A 17,574-nucleotide genomic window follows, 5' to 3' on the forward strand; every position below is an offset into this window, starting at 1 on the left:
ATAATCTCCTTCGTTAATTCGCCTGTGTTTCGTCTGTACTGCTCGAACTTGAACTTGAGCTGTTTGAAGAACTGCTATCATCAGCCACCGACGCACTAGATGTAGCATCCTTACTTGTAGAATCGGAATTTTCATTTGAACTTGAACTTGAATCCGAAGAGCTTTGATTGCTGCTTGAATCAGATTTCTTTGAGTTTGATTCCGCTTTACTAATTGGAAGCGTAACATTAATTGACTGCGGTGTTAGCACCACATTTACAATGTTACCGTTTGTATCTAATGCTTGCAACACCGTTCTAGCGTAGACATCCTTTGTAGCATTGCTAGGAACATTAACGTCCGCCACCACCTGTGAAATCCGGTTGATGTCATCGGCGGATCCCGTCGCTTGAACGGTGGTTGTCGATGATTTAACGTTCCCCATTACGTACCCACTTTTTACCATGTTGGTATCATAACGATAGCGGATTTCAAAACTCTTAGTTTTCCTTCTAGCAATCGTTATTTTGGCAGTTGCTGGGTTAATTTTATATTTAATATCTTTCCCTAATCCATCTACTTTGTATTTAACTGTATATTTACCCGGTCCGTAATTTTGAAGATCTAAGTACACCTTAAAATTTCTAGTATTGGTTAACGTAGTAATTAACGCACTTGAACCAGTTAAAGTCACCTTAACATTCTCCTGATATCCGCTGGTAACGTACTTTGAGGTATTGATATCAAGATCAACTGGCACGGATATAGTGGTTGTCTTAGTTGACATCAACGCCGTTTTATTCTGGTTTGAATCTGTCCCAGCAACCCTTGTTGAAGTAAGGTGGTCTGTTTTAACATAGGCAAATAAAAGTATGGCTAAAACTAACGCAACTAACCTATATAAAAAATTTTGAGAAAAAAATTTTTTCATCTAATGCCGCCCCCTTTTTCCCTTAAAGAAAGAAGAAACGTTGTCCACTACAGATGTAAAAAATGGGGTAGGTCCCTCATCATCACTAATTAACTGTGCTCGAAAATATTTTAAGTAAGACTCTTGTGACATTCCCCGAAGGAGTTCCCCATCTTTCATAATCGAAACTTCTCCAGTCTCTTCTGACACAACGATGGTTAAAGCGTCCGTCACTTCACTCATTCCAACTGCTGCGCGGTGCCTAGTCCCTAATTCTTTTGGAATTAAATTACTTTGTGAAAGTGGTAAGTAGGCTGCCGCAACGGCAATTTTTTCATTTTTGATGATTACCGCACCATCATGAAGTGGGGTATTAGGAATAAAAATGTTAATTAGTAACTCTCCTGAGACGTCAGCATCCAACGGAATTCCGGTCTCAATATAATCGTCTAATCCGGTGTCCATTTGAATAGAAATCAAAGCCCCAATCCGGCGCTTAGACATGTACTGAATTGCCTTATCTAACGCTTGAATTAATTTTTCTTCGGCTTCTTTTCGTGAATGATTCTTAGAAAAAATCGATCCGCGCCCCAAATGCTCTAAACCACGCCGAATTTCCGGTTGAAAAATGATAACCATGGCAATTACTCCCCAGTTAATGACCTGGTTCATAATCCAGTACACGGTACTTAATCCTATGTACCAACTACCAACCATAATTATTACGATTACAATGATTCCGCGAAATAATTGAACCGCCTTCGTTCCGCGAAGTAGCATAATCAATTCGTAAATAACAAACCAAACCGCAATTATATCGATTAGATTAATTAAATTACTCCATGTTAATAGTTGGGACCAATCTATATTCATACCCGTCCCTCCAAAATTTTATTCAAGCTCAATTATACCATGCAGTTGAGATTCTAATTGATTAAATTAAAAAAGGAAGCTCGAAAAGCGTAAAAGCTTTCGTAAACTTCCATATATACCAATTTATTTTTCTTCACCAATAATTCGAACCTCAGTCTCCAGTTCGACACCAAATTGATTTAGGACCGTTTCTTGAACGTGATGAATTACAGATAGGTAATCCGTTGCCGTTGCGCCTCCCACGTTAATTATGAAACCAGCATGTTTCATTGATACCTGTGCACCACCAACTGTATAGCCTTGTAAACCAGCCTCGTGAATTAATTTCCCAGTAAAATATCCAGTTGGTCGCTTAAAGACGCTTCCGCAAGAAGGATATTCCAAGGGCTGTTTCGACGCTCTTAATCGATTTAACTCGTCCATCCTAGCACGAATTCGATTGGAGTCTCCCGCACGCAACTTAAACGTCGCCGAAATGACCACATCATGGTAATCTTGCACGCTACTGTGGCGATAGCCAAAGTCAAGTTCACGATTGTTTAATCGCTTAATTTCCCCATCACTAGTGAGTACTTCGGCTTCCGAAACGACTTCACTAATTTCGCCTCCATAAGCACCGGCGTTCATAAAAACAGCGCCGCCAACCGATCCTGGAATTCCTGCAGCAAATTCTAGTCCAGTTAAGCTAGCTTGGTAAGCTGCTTCTGTCGTTTGAATTAATGCTGCACCCGCCTCAGCAGTTACATCCGTTCCGTTAATTTGAATATCGTTCATTTTAGTTAAAATTAATGTTAACCCGCGAATTCCACCGTCACGAACAATTAAATTACTTGCATTTCCAATAACGGTTAGCGGCGTTTTGGTTTCTTTGGCCCAGATAATTAATTTTTTAGTTTCGGTCACGGACTCAGGAAATACTAACATGTCCGCCGGTCCACCGGTCTGGGTGTTCGTGTACTTTGATAAGGGCTCATTCATTAGTACTTTAATTTCCGGGAACACACTGGTTATTGATTGATCCATCATGCTGTCTCCTCTTATCTTATTCTCTTACTCATTATTCAGTTAAAAACTCAACGATTATTTTATCACTTTAGTCTCGTTTATTAAACGCACGCATAATTCATGCGATAAGATTGATGAAGCGGGTGAAACGGGGTTTTCTTCACCGTTGACAATCGCTTTTAAAAAGAGTTCAATCAATGGTTTGAAGCCACGCGTTTCAAGGTTCTCCTGCCAATCAGGCGTCTTTTGAACTAACTTCTGTCCTCGTTTTTGAATGGTAAGCTGATTTAAGTCTTCAACTTCCATGATTCCGTTTTGCCCAGTCGTTTGCAATACTTCAGTATTGGCATTGGCCATCATGTCCACTTGGGCCATGCCGCTCAACTGACCATGTCCAAGTTGAACTTCAGCAGACACTAAATTACCATTCTTTTCAACAATTCTACCATTTAGTAACTCAACTCCATTTGATCCCATCAAAAATTGAACCAGATCAATAACGTGAATCATTAAATCAAAAATTGCAAAATTAGTTTCCTGTGTTTCATTTTCGCGCGTTTTAGTTGCCCGAATACTGTGTAGTAATTTATGATCGGTTAATTGCTGCACCATTGGGACAAATCGCCGATTAAATCCAGCTGTTAAAAATACTTGATTTTGTTCAGCAAGTTGATAGAGTTCTTTAACCTCATCCAAATCTTCTGAAATAGGTTTATCAACAAAAACATGAATTTTATGGCTAAGGAATTTTTTAATAATTTGATAATGTGTCGGAGTTGGTGTATGAATAAATACCGCATCTACTCCCGCTGAGATTAGGTCATCTTGGTTCGTTGTCCCATGCTGAAATCCATAGCGTTTTTGAATTTGTGCTAGCTTAGCACCATTCCTAGTCATTAAATGCCATTCAAATTGATCTTGTAGTTTGCTGTACACCGGCAAATATGCCTTTTGAGCAATATTACCTAATCCGATTACCCCAACTTTTAACATAAAACAATCTCCTTTACTCTCCATTATTAATTAGTTACACTAATCTTAAATTAATATAAGGAAAGTGATTTTTTTGAATTTTATTGCAATGGACTTCGAAACTGCGGCCCCCGCTCGGGCGAGTGCCTGCTCAATTGCGTTAACAGTCGTTAAAAACGATATTATTACTGACGAACTTTATTCGTTAATTAATCCAGAAACGGATTTCAACTGGCGGAACGTTAAGGTTCACGGCATCCATGAGCAGGACGTTGCCGATGCGCCAACTTTTCCTGAACTTTGGCCTGTTCTAGAGCAATTTTTCAGACCTGATCAGTTGGTTGTTGCTCATAACGCCAATTTTGATAACAGCGTTCTGAAAAAAACTCTCGAACGGTATGAGTTAGGTCGTTTGCCCTACCAAACGCTTGATACATTGAAAACTTCTAAAAGTTTTTATCCTGAATATGCTAATCACAAGCTTAATACAATTTGTGATAATTTGGGCATCGAGCTAGAACATCATCATAATGCTTTGGATGATAGCCGCGCGTGTGCAAACATTCTCTTACACGAGGAAAATCAGTTTGGTATTGATGCCATTTCAAGCTTTATTCGTCAGGCTGGTTAAAAGATAACTCCATGTTAATAATTTTACGTCCTTGATCATCGATTAAGGATTTTTTTGGTTTAAATCCGATTTTTTTGTACAAATGAACTGCATATTGATTACTTTCAAGAACATCTAGCCAAATTGAAGTTAACCAACTAAAATTGCTCGCCCAATAAATTGCTTCGTCAACCAAGACCGTTGCAATGCCATTGTGCCAGTATTCTTGAAGAACTCCCACCCCTAGTTCGGCACGTTGCTCGTAATTGGGGGTCTCAATCAACGTTACAATTCCAATTGGTTGGTCTCCGTATTTTGCAATTAACAAAAAGTTGGTTGGGCTCTCCTTAATCAAATCCAGATTTTTACCAATTTGTTCAACACTGTAATCATGAATTGCAGCATCGAATTGAATTGTATCCGTTTCAAATTCTAATTGCTGAATTAATTTAACAATCTTTTCGGCGTCCGCATGACTTCCTTCAATGAATTCAACTTCATCTGCCATTAACTTCATCCTCAATTGCTTGTTCAATTTTTTCATAACGGGCACCGTTCGGTTCGACCGTTAAGAATCGTTGCGTGTTGTCACTGTTTCGATCCAAGGCAATTTTTAAATATTCTTCAGGCAAATATTCCTCAATGTATTGTGGCCATTCAACCACCGTCACACCATTGCCGTCAAAGTATTCATCAAAACCAATATCATCTGCTCCACCTTCCTCAAGTCGGTAAGCGTCAATATGGAACAGGGGAATCCTACCGTCCCGATACTCGTGCACAATCGTATAGGTTGGGCTCTTCACATAACGTTGAATTCCTAAAAATTTAGCAATCCCCTTCGTCAGCGTCGTTTTCCCAGCGCCAAGATCACCATCTAAAATTATCACATCGTTTGGTTTTAAAAACGCACCAATTCTTTCGCCAAAACTGATTGTTTCAGCTTCATTTCTTAGTTGATATGTCTCCATCACTTATTTTTCCTCCAAAACTGTTTGCGGTAATTGCCAATCGATTGGTTTTTCACCCATTGCTTCCAGGGCTGCATTAGTCTTTGAAAACGGTCGCGAACCAAAAAATCCGCGATATGCCGAAAGTGGACTAGGATGAGCCGACTGGATAATAACATTTTTAGATTGATCAATTAATTTAATTTTATCACGTGCTGCTCGTCCCCATAGGATAAAGACCACCGGTTGATCACGCTCTGAAAGACTTTTAATTGCTGTGTCTGTTAGCCGTTCCCAGCCCATCCCTTGGTGTGAGAAGGCTTGCCCATCTCGAACAGTTAAAACAGAGTTTAACAAAAGCACTCCTTGATCAGCCCATTTTTTTAAGTATCCATGCTTAACTGGAGCAATTCCTAAATCTGTTTGAAGTTCCTTATAAATATTTTGTAGCGAAGGTGGAATTTGAACGCCAGGTTGGACCGAAAAACTCAGCCCGTGTGCTTGATTTTGACCATGATATGGATCCTGCCCAAGAATGACCACTTTAACTTTCGAAAATGGTGTCCACTCGAATGCCTGAAAAATATGATACATATCGGGATGAATATTTTGAGTTGCATACTCTGTCTTTAAAAAGGCATGTAATTTCGCATAATATTCCTTTGAAAATTCCTTTTCTAAAACTTCTTGCCAATCATTATGAATTATTTCTTTCATCTTTGAAGCTCCTCGTGTGACTTATTACTTCTATTCTAACCGATTTCCTAAAAAAAAAACCACGTTCATGTTAGAATTAGGATAAATATATGGAATGGATGTGCTTATATAATGATTTCGATTATTGCTTCAGATATGGATGGAACACTACTAAATGAAGAAATGCAAATTTCAAGTGCAAATGCAGATGCAATCAAGAAGGCTCAAGCTGCCGGCGTCCATTTTGCTGTTGCCACCGGACGCGAATATCGTGAAGCAAAACCTCTTCTCGAAGCATATGGATTATCAGTTCCTTTGATTACCTTAAATGGAGCTGCAATTTTTGATGTTGATGGGAAGGCATTAGATATGGTTCCCATTACTAAAACCGCAACTAAGTTAATTATGCATCAGCTTGAAAAAGCGGGGCTATACTATGAAATTACAACTAATGAAGGGGTTGTTTCTAATAGTCGGACTCGTCGGATTCAAACCGTATCACGCTTGTTGGAAACGGTTAACCCAGATACACCGTTCAAACTTGCTGTAGCGATGTCATCCGCACGGGTTGAACTAATGGATATTCGATACGTTGAAGACTATCAAGTCTTGCTTGATGATCCAAAAATTAAAATCTTAAAACTTGTTGCTTTTGGTGAAAATGGGCAAAAGGAATTAAAACCTGTTCGAGAATCTATCAATGCAAAAGTTGAAGTTGCAATTTCCTCTTCTTTTGAAAATAATATTGAAATTAACAGCCCCCGCGCGCAAAAAGGAATTGCCGTTCAGCATTTTGCCGATGGCCTCAATATTCCGATGTCACAGGTAATGACAATTGGGGATAATATGAATGATGCTTCAATGCTAGAAGTTGCTGGAGTCAGTTATGCAATGGGAAATGCCATTCCTGAAATTAAGCAATTGGCTAACCACCTAACCGTTACTAATAATGAAGACGGAGTCGCTAAGGCCATTCTCGAGCAGCTTGCACAAAATCATCAATAAGTGGGACAAATGCCATGCGTAGATTCTATCTAAAAAGTCAGGGGCTTGAAAATAAGGGAGCCACTGCCGTCAGTGACGAAAATCATAATTCAAAATATTTGCTGGTTGGTAAATGGGGAATTAAAAGTGATACCCTTTCAGTTTATGATATGAGTGGTCAACTGTTGTCAGAATTAAAGCAACTATCCGTAGGTAAATTACCAAAATTCAAGCTTTTTTTAGAGGGCGTTGAAGTTGGAACGGTAATAACCCCCGTCGGTTTTATCAAGGGGTTACTATTTGTGCAAAACTTACATTGGTTAATTGTTGGTGACACCGTTACTTGTCACTTTAAAATTTACCGTGGCTTATCAACCATTCTAGAAATCAACCGTGTTCAAATTAATGGCTCGGCCTATATTGAATTAAATGTCTATGACCAAGAACAGATCCCCCTTTTCATCTGTCTGGCAGCCATTTTAGACCGTTGGATTCAAAAAAGACCACCTTTACGTGAACCAAAACTGGTTCGTAGTTGGAAGATTGAATCCGATGCCGCCGGTTATAACAATTTTTCAAAGGAGAATTTTAATGCAAGTAGTAAAAGCAACGACCTCTGATATGCCTCAGGTAATTGAATTACTCAAAATCATTTTGGATGAAATGGAACTACCATTTTATTTAAATAATGATCAAAACGAAGTTACAAAATTATTTACCAAGACTTTCCAAAGTAAAACTTACACAAATGACGCTGATGTACTCGTCGCCAAAGTGGACAATCAAGTAGCGGGATTAGCCTTTGGTTATCCTGGAAAAAATGAAGACGTTTTGGATGACGAATTCCAAAAGCACTTTGATCAGGTTAATATTCCTGCACAAGAAATTTATGAGGATCCCGAAGCTGACGCTGATGAGTGGTACCTTGACTCACTAGTAGTTAATCCGGAATTTCAAAATCAGGGAATTGGCACTACGCTTTTAAACGCCATTCCAAAATTTGCTAAACAACGCGGTTTAACCAAAGTTGGACTTTTAGTTGATGATTTAAACCCAAATGCCGAGCGTCTTTATCGCCGAATTGGCTTTAGAGATGACCATGAGCAAGTTGTATCAAATCATCATTACAAACATTTAAAATTAGATCTTTAGTATCTAATTAGACACTTCAGTAGCGGAAGATTCTAGTAAATTCCTTTTTCTAGAGCTTCTGCTTTTTATATGCAAAACAAAAAGGTTTAACCGTAGCGGTCAAACCTTTAAAAATATTTTAGTTAGTCTTTACGTTCCAAAACCGTCACACTCTCCACGTGAGGCGTCTGTGGGAATTGATCAACTGGGACAATTGGTTGGTTTACATCGTATCCTTGTTCTCCAAAACGTTCAATGTCACGAACCAAGGTTGCAGGATTGCAACTAACATAAACAACGCGAGTCGGTTGCATTGCAACGGTAGCATCAATAACACTTTGATCCAATCCCTTCCGTGGCGGATCAACCACGACAACGTCTGGTTTTAGTCCGTCTGCTTGCCATGTTTGCATCTGATCCTCAGCTTTACCAACAACGAATTCGGTGTTGGTTGCATTGTTTTGGAATGCGTTAATTTTGGCGTCTTGAACTGCCTCTTTAACAATCTCAACTCCATAAACTTTCTTAGCTGCCTGAGCCATCGCTAATGAAATTGTTCCAATCCCACTATAAACGTCTAAAACTGTCTCATTCCCAGTTAGACCCGCTTTTTCAATCGCAAGCTGATATAATTTTTCCGTTTGAAGTGGATTAACTTGGTAGAAAGAATGCGCTGAAATAATGAAATCTTGACCAAGCAATTCGTCGTGAATAACAGATTCACCGGCTAAAACCCGGTCTTCTTCACCCATAATTACGTTGGTCTGTTTATAGTTAATATTTTGGATAACGCTCACTACGCCGTCAATTTGCGTAATTGCAGCCGTAATTTCATCAAGATGTGGAACGTCTTTAGTTCTAGTGATTAAAACCACCATCACTTGACCGGAACGACGTCCTCGCCGCACCATAATGTTTCGGATAATCCCCTTATGATTAATTTCATCGTAAGGTTCAACCCGGTATTCTCGAAGAATATCACGTACTTTAACAATCACTTGGTCAATGATCGGATCTTGAATATAGAAATCTTCGATTGGAACTAGGTCATGACTATTGCGTTTAAAGAAACCTGTTTCCAGTTGGCCTTTAATTTTTCGAACTGGAATTTGTGCCTTATTTCGATAACCAGTCGGATCTTCCATTCCAATCGTATCGGCAACTTCAATTTTTTCCAAATGAGATTTCTTTAGAAGATTGTTAATTTGATTTTGTTTAAACTTCAACTGAGCATCATAAGTTAAATGCTGCAATGGTGCGATCCCGGTTTGTGTATATGCCGCGCCATTGCCGGCAACTCGATCGGGACTTTCTTCTAAAACCTTTTCAACACGTCCAAAGGCAAAGTTCTTTTGAACCTTGGTTATCTTAGACTCAATTTTTTCGCCAGGAATACTGTCCGCAATAAAAATTGGGAAATGCTCAATTTTGGCGACTCCCATCCCTTGATATGTCAAATCTTCAATTTTAACGGTATAGATTTTATTTTTTTCAACTGGTGCTTTAATTTTCATTTATTTCCCCTATTCATTTGCTGATAAAAACAGGCTGGCACTTCAGAATACCAACCTGTTTTTATTCTCATATAGCTACTCAAGAACTTTAACTCATTTCTACACAATTCTCAAGTTTTTAACTATTTAACATCCGTATCTTCTGGAAGATTTTCAACTTCTTCCACAAATTGTTGTTCTACTTGACGATACTGATCGTCCTCTTCCGCTAAACTAACCGGAACATCTTCTAAGTTAGTGAAAAAGTCAATGTGCCGTTTCAAATCTTTGAAGAGCATTGGGGCATCCCCACCATATTCACCATCTAAGTTAACCATTACTCGGTCATCTACTGGGCGAACCGTAACTTTTCGAGCCTTGCGATAAATAATCCGTTTATCATCGACATGCTTACCATTCAGTGCTTTAACCATCAAATGCAACAAATCTGGCAAGTTTCCAGACTTTACGATAATCATTGTAAATTTACCGTCATCTAGCGAAGCATCCGGCACAATTTGTTCAAAACCGCCAATGGAGTTGGTTAACGCTAGAAAGAACATCGAGGCTTTTCCACGGTAATGTTCGCCGTCATACTCAATATCCATTTCGACAGGTTTCACACGTGGTAACATTTCAGCACCTTTAACAATATAGGCTAAATATCCAAAAATGCTTTTTAAATTAGATGGAACATCGTAAGTCAGCTCCGTTAGTAACCCACCAGCCGCAATATTAATAAAGTAATTATCACCAGCTTTGCCAATATCAATTTTCATTCGCTGATTTTGTAAAATTACTTTTGCGGCCGCGACGGGATCCTCTCGCGGAATTCTTAAAGCTCGCGCATAATCATTCGTAGTTCCAGTTGGGATAATCGCCATTTTGGGTCGTCTTAACAATGGAGCGATTCCGTTAACTACCTCATTAATCGTTCCATCTCCGCCAGCCGCAATAATTAGATCAAATCCATCTTTTGCAGACCGTCGAGCCTCGTTTTTAGCAGAATCGGGTTCAGGTGTAGTAGCAAATGCACTAGTTTCGTATCCCGCTTTTTCGACTACTGCCAGAATCTCCACTAAGTGTTGCTTTATCATTTCCCGTCCTGAAGTTGGGTTATATATAATTCGCGCACGTTTCCGCATCGTACGTCTTCCTCCGATTCTTATCCTCTAACGAGAGTTAAGCTCTTTCATTAGGATCTGATTGACCACTTTAGGGTTGGCCTGTCCCTTTGTTTGCTTCATAATCTGACCGACTAAGAACCCAACGGCACGATCTTTACCGTTCTTAAAGTCAGCTACTGATTGTTCGTTGTCATCAACCGTTTTAACTATAATCGGCGTTAATACGGCAGGATCTGATAACTGAACGAGTCCCTTTGCTTTTACCCATGCGGTCGGTTCTTCGCCTTGCGTAATCGCCTTAAAAACTTTTTTGGCAATTTTAGATGAAATCGTCTCATCGCTGATCATTTTCACCATATTAGCCAAGTTTTCCGGGGTAATCTTGGTGTCTTGAAGATCCATTTTTTGATCGTTCAAGTACGCATTTACATCACCCATTAAATAGTTTGCTGTAAGTTTCGCATCCGCACCATAATTAATTGCCGCTTCAAAGAAGTCAGACATCTCTTTGGTTTGGGTTAGAACCATTGCATCATAGTCTGTAACGCCCAACTCGTTCACATAACGTGCCCGACGTTTTCCGGGCATTTCAGGCATTTTAGCTTCAACATCTTTAATCCATTCATCACTGATCGTAATGCTTGGTAAATCAGGTTCTGGGAAATAACGGTAATCGTCCGCGCCTTCCTTGACACGCATCAAAATTGTTTCTCCACTAGCTTCATCATAACGTCTAGTTTCAGGACGAACTTCCCCGCCCGCTAACAAAATCTTTTGCTGTCTTTTTTCTTCAAACGCGAGCCCCTTACGGACAAAATTAAACGAGTTAATATTTTTTAATTCCGCTTTAGTTCCATATTGTTCTGAACCAATCGGCCGAATTGAAATATTAACATCGACACGCATTGAACCTTCTTCCATCTTCACATCAGAAATTCCAGTAAACTGGATTCTCTGCCGTAATGCTTCCAAATAAGCATACGCCTCATCTGGCGATTCAATATCTGGTTTTGAAACAATTTCAATTAGTGGCGTACCTTGCCGGTTTAAATCAACATAAGAATAGCCATTTGGATTATGGGTATTTTTACCCGCATCCTCTTCAATATGCATTTCAGCGATACCGACTTTTTTCTTTTTTCCTTCAACTTCGATCTCAATCCAGCCATCCGTACCAATTGGAGTATCCGCCTGGGTTACTTGATATGCTTTAGGATTATCGGGATAAAAGTAATTTTTTCGATCAAAATGTTGTGTTTTAGTAATATTGGCATGCAAAGCCTTGGCAGCCATCATTCCTGCTTCAACCACCCCTTTATTAGTTTGTGGTAGAACACCAGGGTAACCCCAATCGATTACATTTGTATTTGCATTCGGTTGATCACCAAATTCAACCGGCGAAGGACTAAAAATCTTAGAATTAGTTTTTAATTCAATATGAACTTCGAGTCCGATAGTTGTTTTAAAATTCATTATTTGTCCTCCATTTCAGGATGTTTTTGATGAAAATCAGTAGCCTTTTCAAACGCAGCACCAGCTTGATACATGGTTTCTTCATCAAAAGGTTTCGCAATTATCTGTAATCCAACTGGCATGCCATCAACAAAACCGGCTGGTAGAGACATCGCTGGTAATCCCGCTAGATTAACTGGAATTGTCAAAATATCATTCATGTACATTGTTGTCGGATCGTCGACTTCCGCTCCAATTGCATAAGCTGGAGTAGGTGCCGTTGGTCCGATAATTAAATCGTAATTTTCAAAAACCTGATTAAAGTCATTAATAATTAAAGTACGTACCTGTGCGGCCTTTTTAAAGTACGCATCATACGATCCTGCCGAAAGAGAGTATGTTCCCAACATAATCCGGCGCTTAACTTCATCACCAAACCCTTCTGAACGTGTTTTAACATAAACGTCTTCTAAACTTTTCACATCATCAGCGCGGTATCCGTAACGAATCCCGTCGAAACGCTGTAAATTAGATGAAGCTTCCGAAGAGCCAATAATATAATATGCGGCAACTCCGTAGTTACTACGGGGTAAAGAAATTTCTTCAACAACCGCGCCTAAATCCGTTAAAACTTGAACGGCTTCTTGAATAACCGCTTTAACCGCTTCATCAATTCCTTCTCCGAGGTATTCTTTAGGTAAACCAATTTTCATTCCCTTAATATCTTTACCAATCTTCGACGCAAAATCGGGAACTTCTTTATCTGAACTAGTCAAATCGCGTTCATCTAATCCAGCAATTATATTAAGTAAAGCTGCATTATCCTCAACCGAGCGGGTCATTGGACCAATTTGATCAAGGCTTGAACCAAAGGCAATCAATCCATAACGTGAGATTCGACCATAAGTTGGCTTAACCCCAACAATTCCGGTATAAGAAGCCGGTTGTCTGATTGAACCACCTGTATCTGATCCTAAAGCCGCAATTGAATTGCCGGCAGAAACTGTTGTTGCTGATCCACCAGAAGATCCACCTGGAACCTTCGTATGATCCCAAGGATTATGTGTATCGCCAAAGAATGATGTTTCTGTTGAGCCTCCCATTGCAAACTCATCCATATTGGTCTTACCAATAATGATTACATCGTGAGCTTGCAACCGTTCAACCACCGTTGCATCATAAATTGGTGTAAAATTACCCAGCATTTTTGAAGCAGCCGTCGTTTTTAATCCCTTAGTAATAATATTATCCTTAACTGCAATTGGAATTCCAGCCCAAATATTATCAGGATCAATCCCCTTTTCATCAATTTCTTTGGCCTTTGACAAGGCATCCGTTCGATTAATGGTGATAAAGTCGTTTAATACTTTTTGATCGGCTTCAATTTGGTCTAAGGTTTGTGAAACTAGTTCTGTAACCGTTAATTCCTTATCAACTAATTTTTGATGGAGTTCACTAACACTAATATCAAAAAATTTCATTATGCTTCCTCACTTTCATCAAGAATTGCAGGGACTCTAATAAATCCATTTTCTGTATCTGGTGCATTAGCTAACAAAGCCTCTTTATCCCCAGAACGAACGGCAACATCTTCGCGCATTCGATTAAATTGATCCGTAACATTAAAGGTCGGTTTAACATTATCGGTATCAACCTCGTTCAAAGTATTTACCATATCAATAATATCTTCAATTTGACCGGTAAATTTTTCAAGCTCGTTATCATTAAATTTCAGTTTTGCCAATGAGGCAACATGTGCTACATCAGCTTTGGTAATATTATTTTCAGTTGTCATTGAATTCTCCTTCTAAGATTTAATAACTAGAAAAAACGTGGGAACTAAAGCTCTTTTCTTTAGCAGAACGTGATAAAAAGCTTTGTACATCATCGCTTGATCGGATTGTTATATCAATGTTAACACCACTTGGTAGATATTTTTCAGCCTGCGTCGATGCAAACTGGGTAAAGCTTTTAATCTCCGTTTCACTATAGAATTGAGTAGTGATGGTGACGCTCATCCCTTGCATTGCATCGCCTTTATAACGTGTTTTAGCCGTAATCCCACTCAAATTAGGAAAAAAGCTCTCAACCTGTGTTTTAAAATTGTCAAAGGCGGTTGAATCATTACTGTTAGGGGAACTTTCGTCATTGCCCAACGGATAAATCACATTTTTGTAATCTAAATTTTTCCATGCAGCAAGCTTTTCGCCACTATTATTGGTATATCTTATAAATGTCCCACCAGTCAAGCTGTCATTTGACGCTTGTTTATAAACCGCAATTACGATTGGAACATTTTTAAATTCAGATTTCTTTCGCAGTCGCTTTAATACTTCTTTTGCAATTTCAGTACTTTTTGCTTTAATGTCAGCGTCTGAAATCTTAGTTTCGTATTCAGCCCCATATTGTTCTTTTTGATAATAGTCAACAGAATTCATGGCTAGTCCGATCGTCACACCTTTTAGCTTTAAAGATGTTCCTGACTTTTCCATATAGTCCTGCTCTTCTAATGCTTGCAAATAAATTGGATTCCGTTTTTCCGAATCTTTTGAGCCATTATCTTCAGGATTTAATCCATCAGGATTGCTCTTGGATTTACGATCTAACCAATCCTGAACTGTATCCGTACTTAGGTACTGTCCCTCTTGAAAAATATACTTTGACGGCGAAAAAACGATTTTAGAAACATCTTGTAATCCACTTTCAAAACTCTTGGTATTATTAACATTTCCATTTTGATCGGCAGTTAAGCCTCTCGATTTACTGGTAACATATCGCCCATTTTTAATGACCCCAGCATATTCGCCTGATGCTGATCCCGTCGTTTGGTAAGTATTCTTTTTATTTTTTTCACCAGTAACATTATTAGTGGAGGAAGACATTGATGAATTATCTAGGCTACCACACGCTGCTAAGCCAATTCCAACCAATAGTATTGCAACCAGTAAACTGATTTTTTTAGTTACATTCATAAAAAAGGTTCCTCAAACTTTCATTTATCCCCTAATTATACCGCTACCTGAATAAATCATAAAATTAACTTATTAAACCACACGTTTAATCGGTGCAAAGGCAGCTAACAATCGTTTAATCCCCTGATCTTTAAAGGCAATATCTAACTCTGCATCTTCGCCTGAGCCGGATACCTTAACGACCGTTCCGGTTCCCCATGCCTTATGTTGCACCTTATCTCCGGCCGCCCACTGAACTTTATCAGCTCCGGTACCAGTTGTTGATGCGACACTTGCGGAACGCGTGTTGCCATACACACTAGTTGTCGCACGTGCATTTCGACTTCGATCAAATGGATAGCTTTTAGCGGATGTTCCCGCCGCTTTTGTATGACCATCTTCATTTTCATTCTTCAGATACTGTTGCCCAATTTCAGCTATGAAGCGTGAAGCAGGATTATTTTGCGATCGTCCATAAAGCATTCTGGAATAGGCATTTGTAATGTATAACTTTTTTTGAGCTCGAGTAATACCAACATATGCCAAACGGCGCTCTTCTTCTAGCTGATCTTGATCCATCATTGCTCTTGATAATGGAAAGATTCCGTCTTCCATTCCGACCAGAAAAACTACCGGAAATTCTAGACCTTTAGCCGCATGAAGTGTCATCAATGTCACTGCTGAAGGTTCTTCCTCCACGTCGTCTTGATCAGAAACTAATGCTAAATCGGCCAAAAAGTCAACAAGTTGAATATTATCACCATTTTCGTCGGCGATTTCATTACCTTCTGCTTCATTCTTATCGTCAAATTGCTTTGTTACCGTTAAAAATTCATCAATATTTTCTAATCGAGCTTCCGACTCCATTGTTCGCGTATTTTCAAGCGCTCGACGGTATCCTGTCTTTTCCAAGACTTCTTCTGTTAAATCCGTGATACTTAGAAATTCGCCCTCTTTGCGTAAAGCATCAATGGTTTTAGCAAAGTCTTCAATTGAATTACGTGCTCTGCTGGAAATGCCATTGGCAATTTGAACGCTTCGAGCGGCTTTTAGTAGTGACCAATTATTTTCATTAGCAAAAGCTTGTAGTTTAGCTAGCGAAGTAGCTCCAATCCCACGTTTAGGTTCGTTAATTACCCTCTCAAAACTCATTGAATCGTCTTCATTGGCGATCAAAGTAAGGTAACTCAAAACATCCCTAATTTCTTTACGATCGTAAAATTTATGCCCACCAACCATGATGTACGGGATATTGGTCTTTACAAAAGTATCTTCAATTAGACGAGATTGAGCATTTGTTCGATACAAAATTGCAAAATCACCATAGTTTAAATGATTTTCCTTAATTTGTTCACGAATTTTTTGGACAATAAAATGAACTTCGTCGTTTCCGGTTTGACCACGATAGTATGAAATTTTATCGCCCTCATTGTTATCCGTCCAAAGTTCCTTTGGCTTTCTTTCAACATTATTCTTAATTACATCATTGGCGGCATTTAAAATATTTTTTGTTGAACGATAATTTTGTTCCAACATAACCGTTTTTGAATCTGGATAGTCGGTCTCAAAATTCATAATATTTTGCATATCAGCACCACGCCAACCGTAAATACTTTGATCAGAATCACCAACCACACATATGTTTCGGAACCGTTTTGCTAACATACTTACCAACTGATACTGAGCCTGGTTAGTATCTTGGTATTCATCGACATGGATGTAATGAAATTTATTTTGATAAAACTCTAAAGTTTCAGGATTCTTTTCAAATAAACTAATTGTTTGCATGATTAAATCGTCAAAATCTAATGCTTGGTTAATCTTCAATCGTTTCTGATATTCCTCATAAATATCTGCAACCACGTTTTCATACGGCGTACTTGCCGCTTCACGATACATTAGTGGCGTCTTTAGGTCATTTTTAGCATTTGAAATTGTTCCTAATACTGAACGCGGATCAAACTTTTTCGGATCATAATTAAGATCGGCCAAAATATGCTTGATTAATGTTTTTTGTTCACTCGGATCTGCAATCGAAAAGGCCCGATTATAACCAATTTGATCAATATTTTGTCTTAAAATACGAACGCAAAGGGCATGGAAGGTTGATACCCAAATTTCAGAGGCAACTTCTCCTAACAAATTAGCAACACGTTCGCGCATTTCTCGTGCGGCTTTGTTTGTAAAGGTAATTGCCAAAACATTCCATGGATTAACGTCTTTTTCTTCAATTAAGTAGGCCACCCGATGAGTTAGCACACGTGTCTTACCACTGCCGGCCCCAGCCATGATTAAAAGCGGACCATCCGTTGTTTGGACCGCTTCTTTTTGCATGTCATTAAGCCCTTTTAATAAATTAACTTCTGGCAATTTATTCAATCCTCTCTATTCCTTGTTTGCTGATTCCTAAAATAACCACAGACCATTATAGCAAAAAAAGC

Annotated in this window: 18 protein-coding genes; 4 read left to right on the forward strand and 14 right to left on the reverse strand. The window is 38.9% G+C overall.

Annotated elements, in window-relative coordinates:
- Positions 1 to 13: 13 nt before the first annotated feature.
- From IV81_RS01855 to IV81_RS01870, 4 genes are all read right to left on the reverse strand, one after another.
- Positions 14 to 910, reverse strand: a complete 897-nt coding sequence (locus tag IV81_RS01855; protein ID WP_057801716.1) for a CdaR family protein — start codon at positions 908 to 910, stop codon at positions 14 to 16.
- Positions 911 to 1,762, reverse strand: a complete 852-nt coding sequence (cdaA, locus tag IV81_RS01860; RefSeq protein WP_057801718.1) for a diadenylate cyclase CdaA — start codon at positions 1,760 to 1,762, stop codon at positions 911 to 913.
- Positions 1,763 to 1,885: 123 nt separating this feature from the next.
- Complete coding sequence (gene murB, locus IV81_RS01865; RefSeq protein ID WP_057801720.1) at positions 1,886 to 2,788, reverse strand: UDP-N-acetylmuramate dehydrogenase; 903 nt, start codon at positions 2,786 to 2,788, stop codon at positions 1,886 to 1,888.
- A 54-nt stretch (positions 2,789 to 2,842) separates the two neighbouring features.
- Positions 2,843 to 3,760: a Gfo/Idh/MocA family protein gene (locus tag IV81_RS01870; RefSeq protein WP_057801722.1), complete on the reverse strand. Its 918-nt coding sequence runs from the start codon at positions 3,758 to 3,760 to the stop codon at positions 2,843 to 2,845.
- A 73-nt stretch (positions 3,761 to 3,833) separates the two neighbouring features.
- On the opposite strand from IV81_RS01870, the gene IV81_RS01875 reads away from it, so the two are divergent.
- Positions 3,834 to 4,370 (forward strand): 3'-5' exonuclease, encoded by a 537-nt coding sequence (locus IV81_RS01875; protein ID WP_057801723.1) that lies wholly within the window; start codon positions 3,834 to 3,836, stop codon positions 4,368 to 4,370.
- On the opposite strand, the gene IV81_RS01880 is transcribed toward IV81_RS01875, so the two are convergent.
- Genes IV81_RS01880 through IV81_RS01890 form a run of 3 tightly spaced genes read right to left on the reverse strand, consistent with a single transcriptional unit; the run spans position 4,351 to position 6,016 of the window.
- On the reverse strand, positions 4,351 to 4,857 hold the full coding sequence (locus IV81_RS01880; RefSeq protein ID WP_083484668.1) for a GNAT family N-acetyltransferase: 507 nt from the start codon (positions 4,855 to 4,857) through the stop codon (positions 4,351 to 4,353). The genes IV81_RS01875 and IV81_RS01880 overlap by 20 nt on opposite strands.
- On the reverse strand, positions 4,847 to 5,320 hold the full coding sequence (gene tsaE, locus IV81_RS01885; RefSeq protein WP_057801847.1) for a tRNA (adenosine(37)-N6)-threonylcarbamoyltransferase complex ATPase subunit type 1 TsaE: 474 nt from the start codon (positions 5,318 to 5,320) through the stop codon (positions 4,847 to 4,849). Before tsaE ends, IV81_RS01880 begins: the two co-directional genes overlap by 11 nt.
- 3 nt (positions 5,321 to 5,323) lie before the next feature.
- Entirely contained in the window at positions 5,324 to 6,016 is a 693-nt protein-coding gene (locus tag IV81_RS01890; RefSeq protein WP_057801729.1) for a uracil-DNA glycosylase, read from the reverse strand.
- Between the two features lie 111 nt (positions 6,017 to 6,127).
- Here IV81_RS01890 and IV81_RS01895 point away from each other — a divergent pair, with 111 nt between their 5' ends.
- From IV81_RS01895 to IV81_RS01905, 3 genes are read left to right on the forward strand one after another with little or no spacing between them, the layout of a single operon-like run.
- Complete coding sequence (locus IV81_RS01895) at positions 6,128 to 7,000, forward strand: Cof-type HAD-IIB family hydrolase (RefSeq protein WP_057801731.1); 873 nt, start codon at positions 6,128 to 6,130, stop codon at positions 6,998 to 7,000.
- Positions 7,001 to 7,014: 14 nt separating this feature from the next.
- Positions 7,015 to 7,599 carry an LURP-one-related/scramblase family protein gene (locus IV81_RS01900; protein ID WP_057801733.1) on the forward strand — a complete coding sequence of 195 codons (585 nt, stop codon included), beginning with the start codon at positions 7,015 to 7,017 and terminating at the stop codon, positions 7,597 to 7,599.
- The gene (locus IV81_RS01905) at positions 7,571 to 8,131 is read left to right on the forward strand and encodes a GNAT family N-acetyltransferase (protein WP_057801734.1); all 561 of its coding nucleotides are present in this window, start codon (positions 7,571 to 7,573) and stop codon (positions 8,129 to 8,131) included. The genes IV81_RS01900 and IV81_RS01905 overlap by 29 nt, the downstream gene beginning before the upstream one ends.
- Before the next feature lie 122 nt (positions 8,132 to 8,253).
- Here the strand turns inward: IV81_RS01905 and rlmD are convergent, their stop codons facing one another.
- From rlmD to pcrA, 7 genes are all read right to left on the reverse strand, one after another.
- A complete protein-coding gene (rlmD, locus tag IV81_RS01910; RefSeq protein ID WP_057801737.1) occupies positions 8,254 to 9,624 on the reverse strand; it encodes a 23S rRNA (uracil(1939)-C(5))-methyltransferase RlmD in 1,371 nt (456 codons plus the stop codon).
- A 122-nt stretch (positions 9,625 to 9,746) separates the two neighbouring features.
- Complete coding sequence (locus IV81_RS01915; protein WP_057801739.1) at positions 9,747 to 10,748, reverse strand: diacylglycerol kinase; 1,002 nt, start codon at positions 10,746 to 10,748, stop codon at positions 9,747 to 9,749.
- Positions 10,749 to 10,775: 27 nt separating this feature from the next.
- Positions 10,776 to 12,203 carry an Asp-tRNA(Asn)/Glu-tRNA(Gln) amidotransferase subunit GatB gene (gene gatB, locus IV81_RS01920; RefSeq protein ID WP_057801741.1) on the reverse strand — a complete coding sequence of 476 codons (1,428 nt, stop codon included), beginning with the start codon at positions 12,201 to 12,203 and terminating at the stop codon, positions 10,776 to 10,778.
- Positions 12,203 to 13,663 carry an Asp-tRNA(Asn)/Glu-tRNA(Gln) amidotransferase subunit GatA gene (gene gatA / locus IV81_RS01925; protein WP_057801742.1) on the reverse strand — a complete coding sequence of 487 codons (1,461 nt, stop codon included), beginning with the start codon at positions 13,661 to 13,663 and terminating at the stop codon, positions 12,203 to 12,205. The genes gatB and gatA overlap by 1 nt, the downstream gene beginning before the upstream one ends.
- Positions 13,663 to 13,977, reverse strand: coding sequence for an Asp-tRNA(Asn)/Glu-tRNA(Gln) amidotransferase subunit GatC (gatC, locus tag IV81_RS01930; protein WP_057801744.1), 315 nt, complete (start codon positions 13,975 to 13,977; stop codon positions 13,663 to 13,665). Before gatC ends, gatA begins: the two co-directional genes overlap by 1 nt.
- Before the next feature lie 19 nt (positions 13,978 to 13,996).
- Complete coding sequence (locus tag IV81_RS01935) at positions 13,997 to 15,154, reverse strand: CamS family sex pheromone protein (protein ID WP_057801746.1); 1,158 nt, start codon at positions 15,152 to 15,154, stop codon at positions 13,997 to 13,999.
- Between the two features lie 72 nt (positions 15,155 to 15,226).
- The gene (pcrA, locus tag IV81_RS01940; protein ID WP_057801748.1) at positions 15,227 to 17,503 is read right to left on the reverse strand and encodes a DNA helicase PcrA; all 2,277 of its coding nucleotides are present in this window, start codon (positions 17,501 to 17,503) and stop codon (positions 15,227 to 15,229) included.
- Positions 17,504 to 17,574: the final 71 nt, after the last annotated feature.

This window comes from Pediococcus stilesii (assembly GCF_001437075.1).
GTDB classification, from domain to species: domain Bacteria; phylum Bacillota; class Bacilli; order Lactobacillales; family Lactobacillaceae; genus Pediococcus; species Pediococcus stilesii.

Excerpts from the sequence above, each read along its gene's own strand:
- murB (WP_057801720.1), bottom strand. The coding sequence starts at position 2,788 with ATGATGGATCAATCAATAACCAGTGTGTTCCCGGAAATTAAAGTACTA.
- IV81_RS01935 (WP_057801746.1), bottom strand. The coding sequence starts at position 15,154 with ATGAATGTAACTAAAAAAATCAGTTTACTGGTTGCAATACTATTGGTT.
- cdaA (WP_057801718.1), bottom strand. The coding sequence starts at position 1,762 with ATGAATATAGATTGGTCCCAACTATTAACATGGAGTAATTTAATTAAT.
- IV81_RS01880 (WP_083484668.1), bottom strand. The coding sequence starts at position 4,857 with ATGGCAGATGAAGTTGAATTCATTGAAGGAAGTCATGCGGACGCCGAA.
- IV81_RS01895 (WP_057801731.1), top strand. The coding sequence starts at position 6,128 with ATGATTTCGATTATTGCTTCAGATATGGATGGAACACTACTAAATGAA.
- IV81_RS01870 (WP_057801722.1), bottom strand. The coding sequence starts at position 3,760 with ATGTTAAAAGTTGGGGTAATCGGATTAGGTAATATTGCTCAAAAGGCA.
- IV81_RS01855 (WP_057801716.1), bottom strand. The coding sequence starts at position 910 with ATGAAAAAATTTTTTTCTCAAAATTTTTTATATAGGTTAGTTGCGTTA.
- gatB (WP_057801741.1), bottom strand. The coding sequence starts at position 12,203 with ATGAATTTTAAAACAACTATCGGACTCGAAGTTCATATTGAATTAAAA.
- IV81_RS01900 (WP_057801733.1), top strand. The coding sequence starts at position 7,015 with ATGCGTAGATTCTATCTAAAAAGTCAGGGGCTTGAAAATAAGGGAGCC.
- tsaE (WP_057801847.1), bottom strand. The coding sequence starts at position 5,320 with ATGGAGACATATCAACTAAGAAATGAAGCTGAAACAATCAGTTTTGGC.
- IV81_RS01890 (WP_057801729.1), bottom strand. The coding sequence starts at position 6,016 with ATGAAAGAAATAATTCATAATGATTGGCAAGAAGTTTTAGAAAAGGAA.
- rlmD (WP_057801737.1), bottom strand. The coding sequence starts at position 9,624 with ATGAAAATTAAAGCACCAGTTGAAAAAAATAAAATCTATACCGTTAAA.
- IV81_RS01905 (WP_057801734.1), top strand. The coding sequence starts at position 7,571 with ATGCAAGTAGTAAAAGCAACGACCTCTGATATGCCTCAGGTAATTGAA.
- IV81_RS01915 (WP_057801739.1), bottom strand. The coding sequence starts at position 10,748 with ATGCGGAAACGTGCGCGAATTATATATAACCCAACTTCAGGACGGGAA.
- gatC (WP_057801744.1), bottom strand. The coding sequence starts at position 13,977 with ATGACAACTGAAAATAATATTACCAAAGCTGATGTAGCACATGTTGCC.
- gatA (WP_057801742.1), bottom strand. The coding sequence starts at position 13,663 with ATGAAATTTTTTGATATTAGTGTTAGTGAACTCCATCAAAAATTAGTT.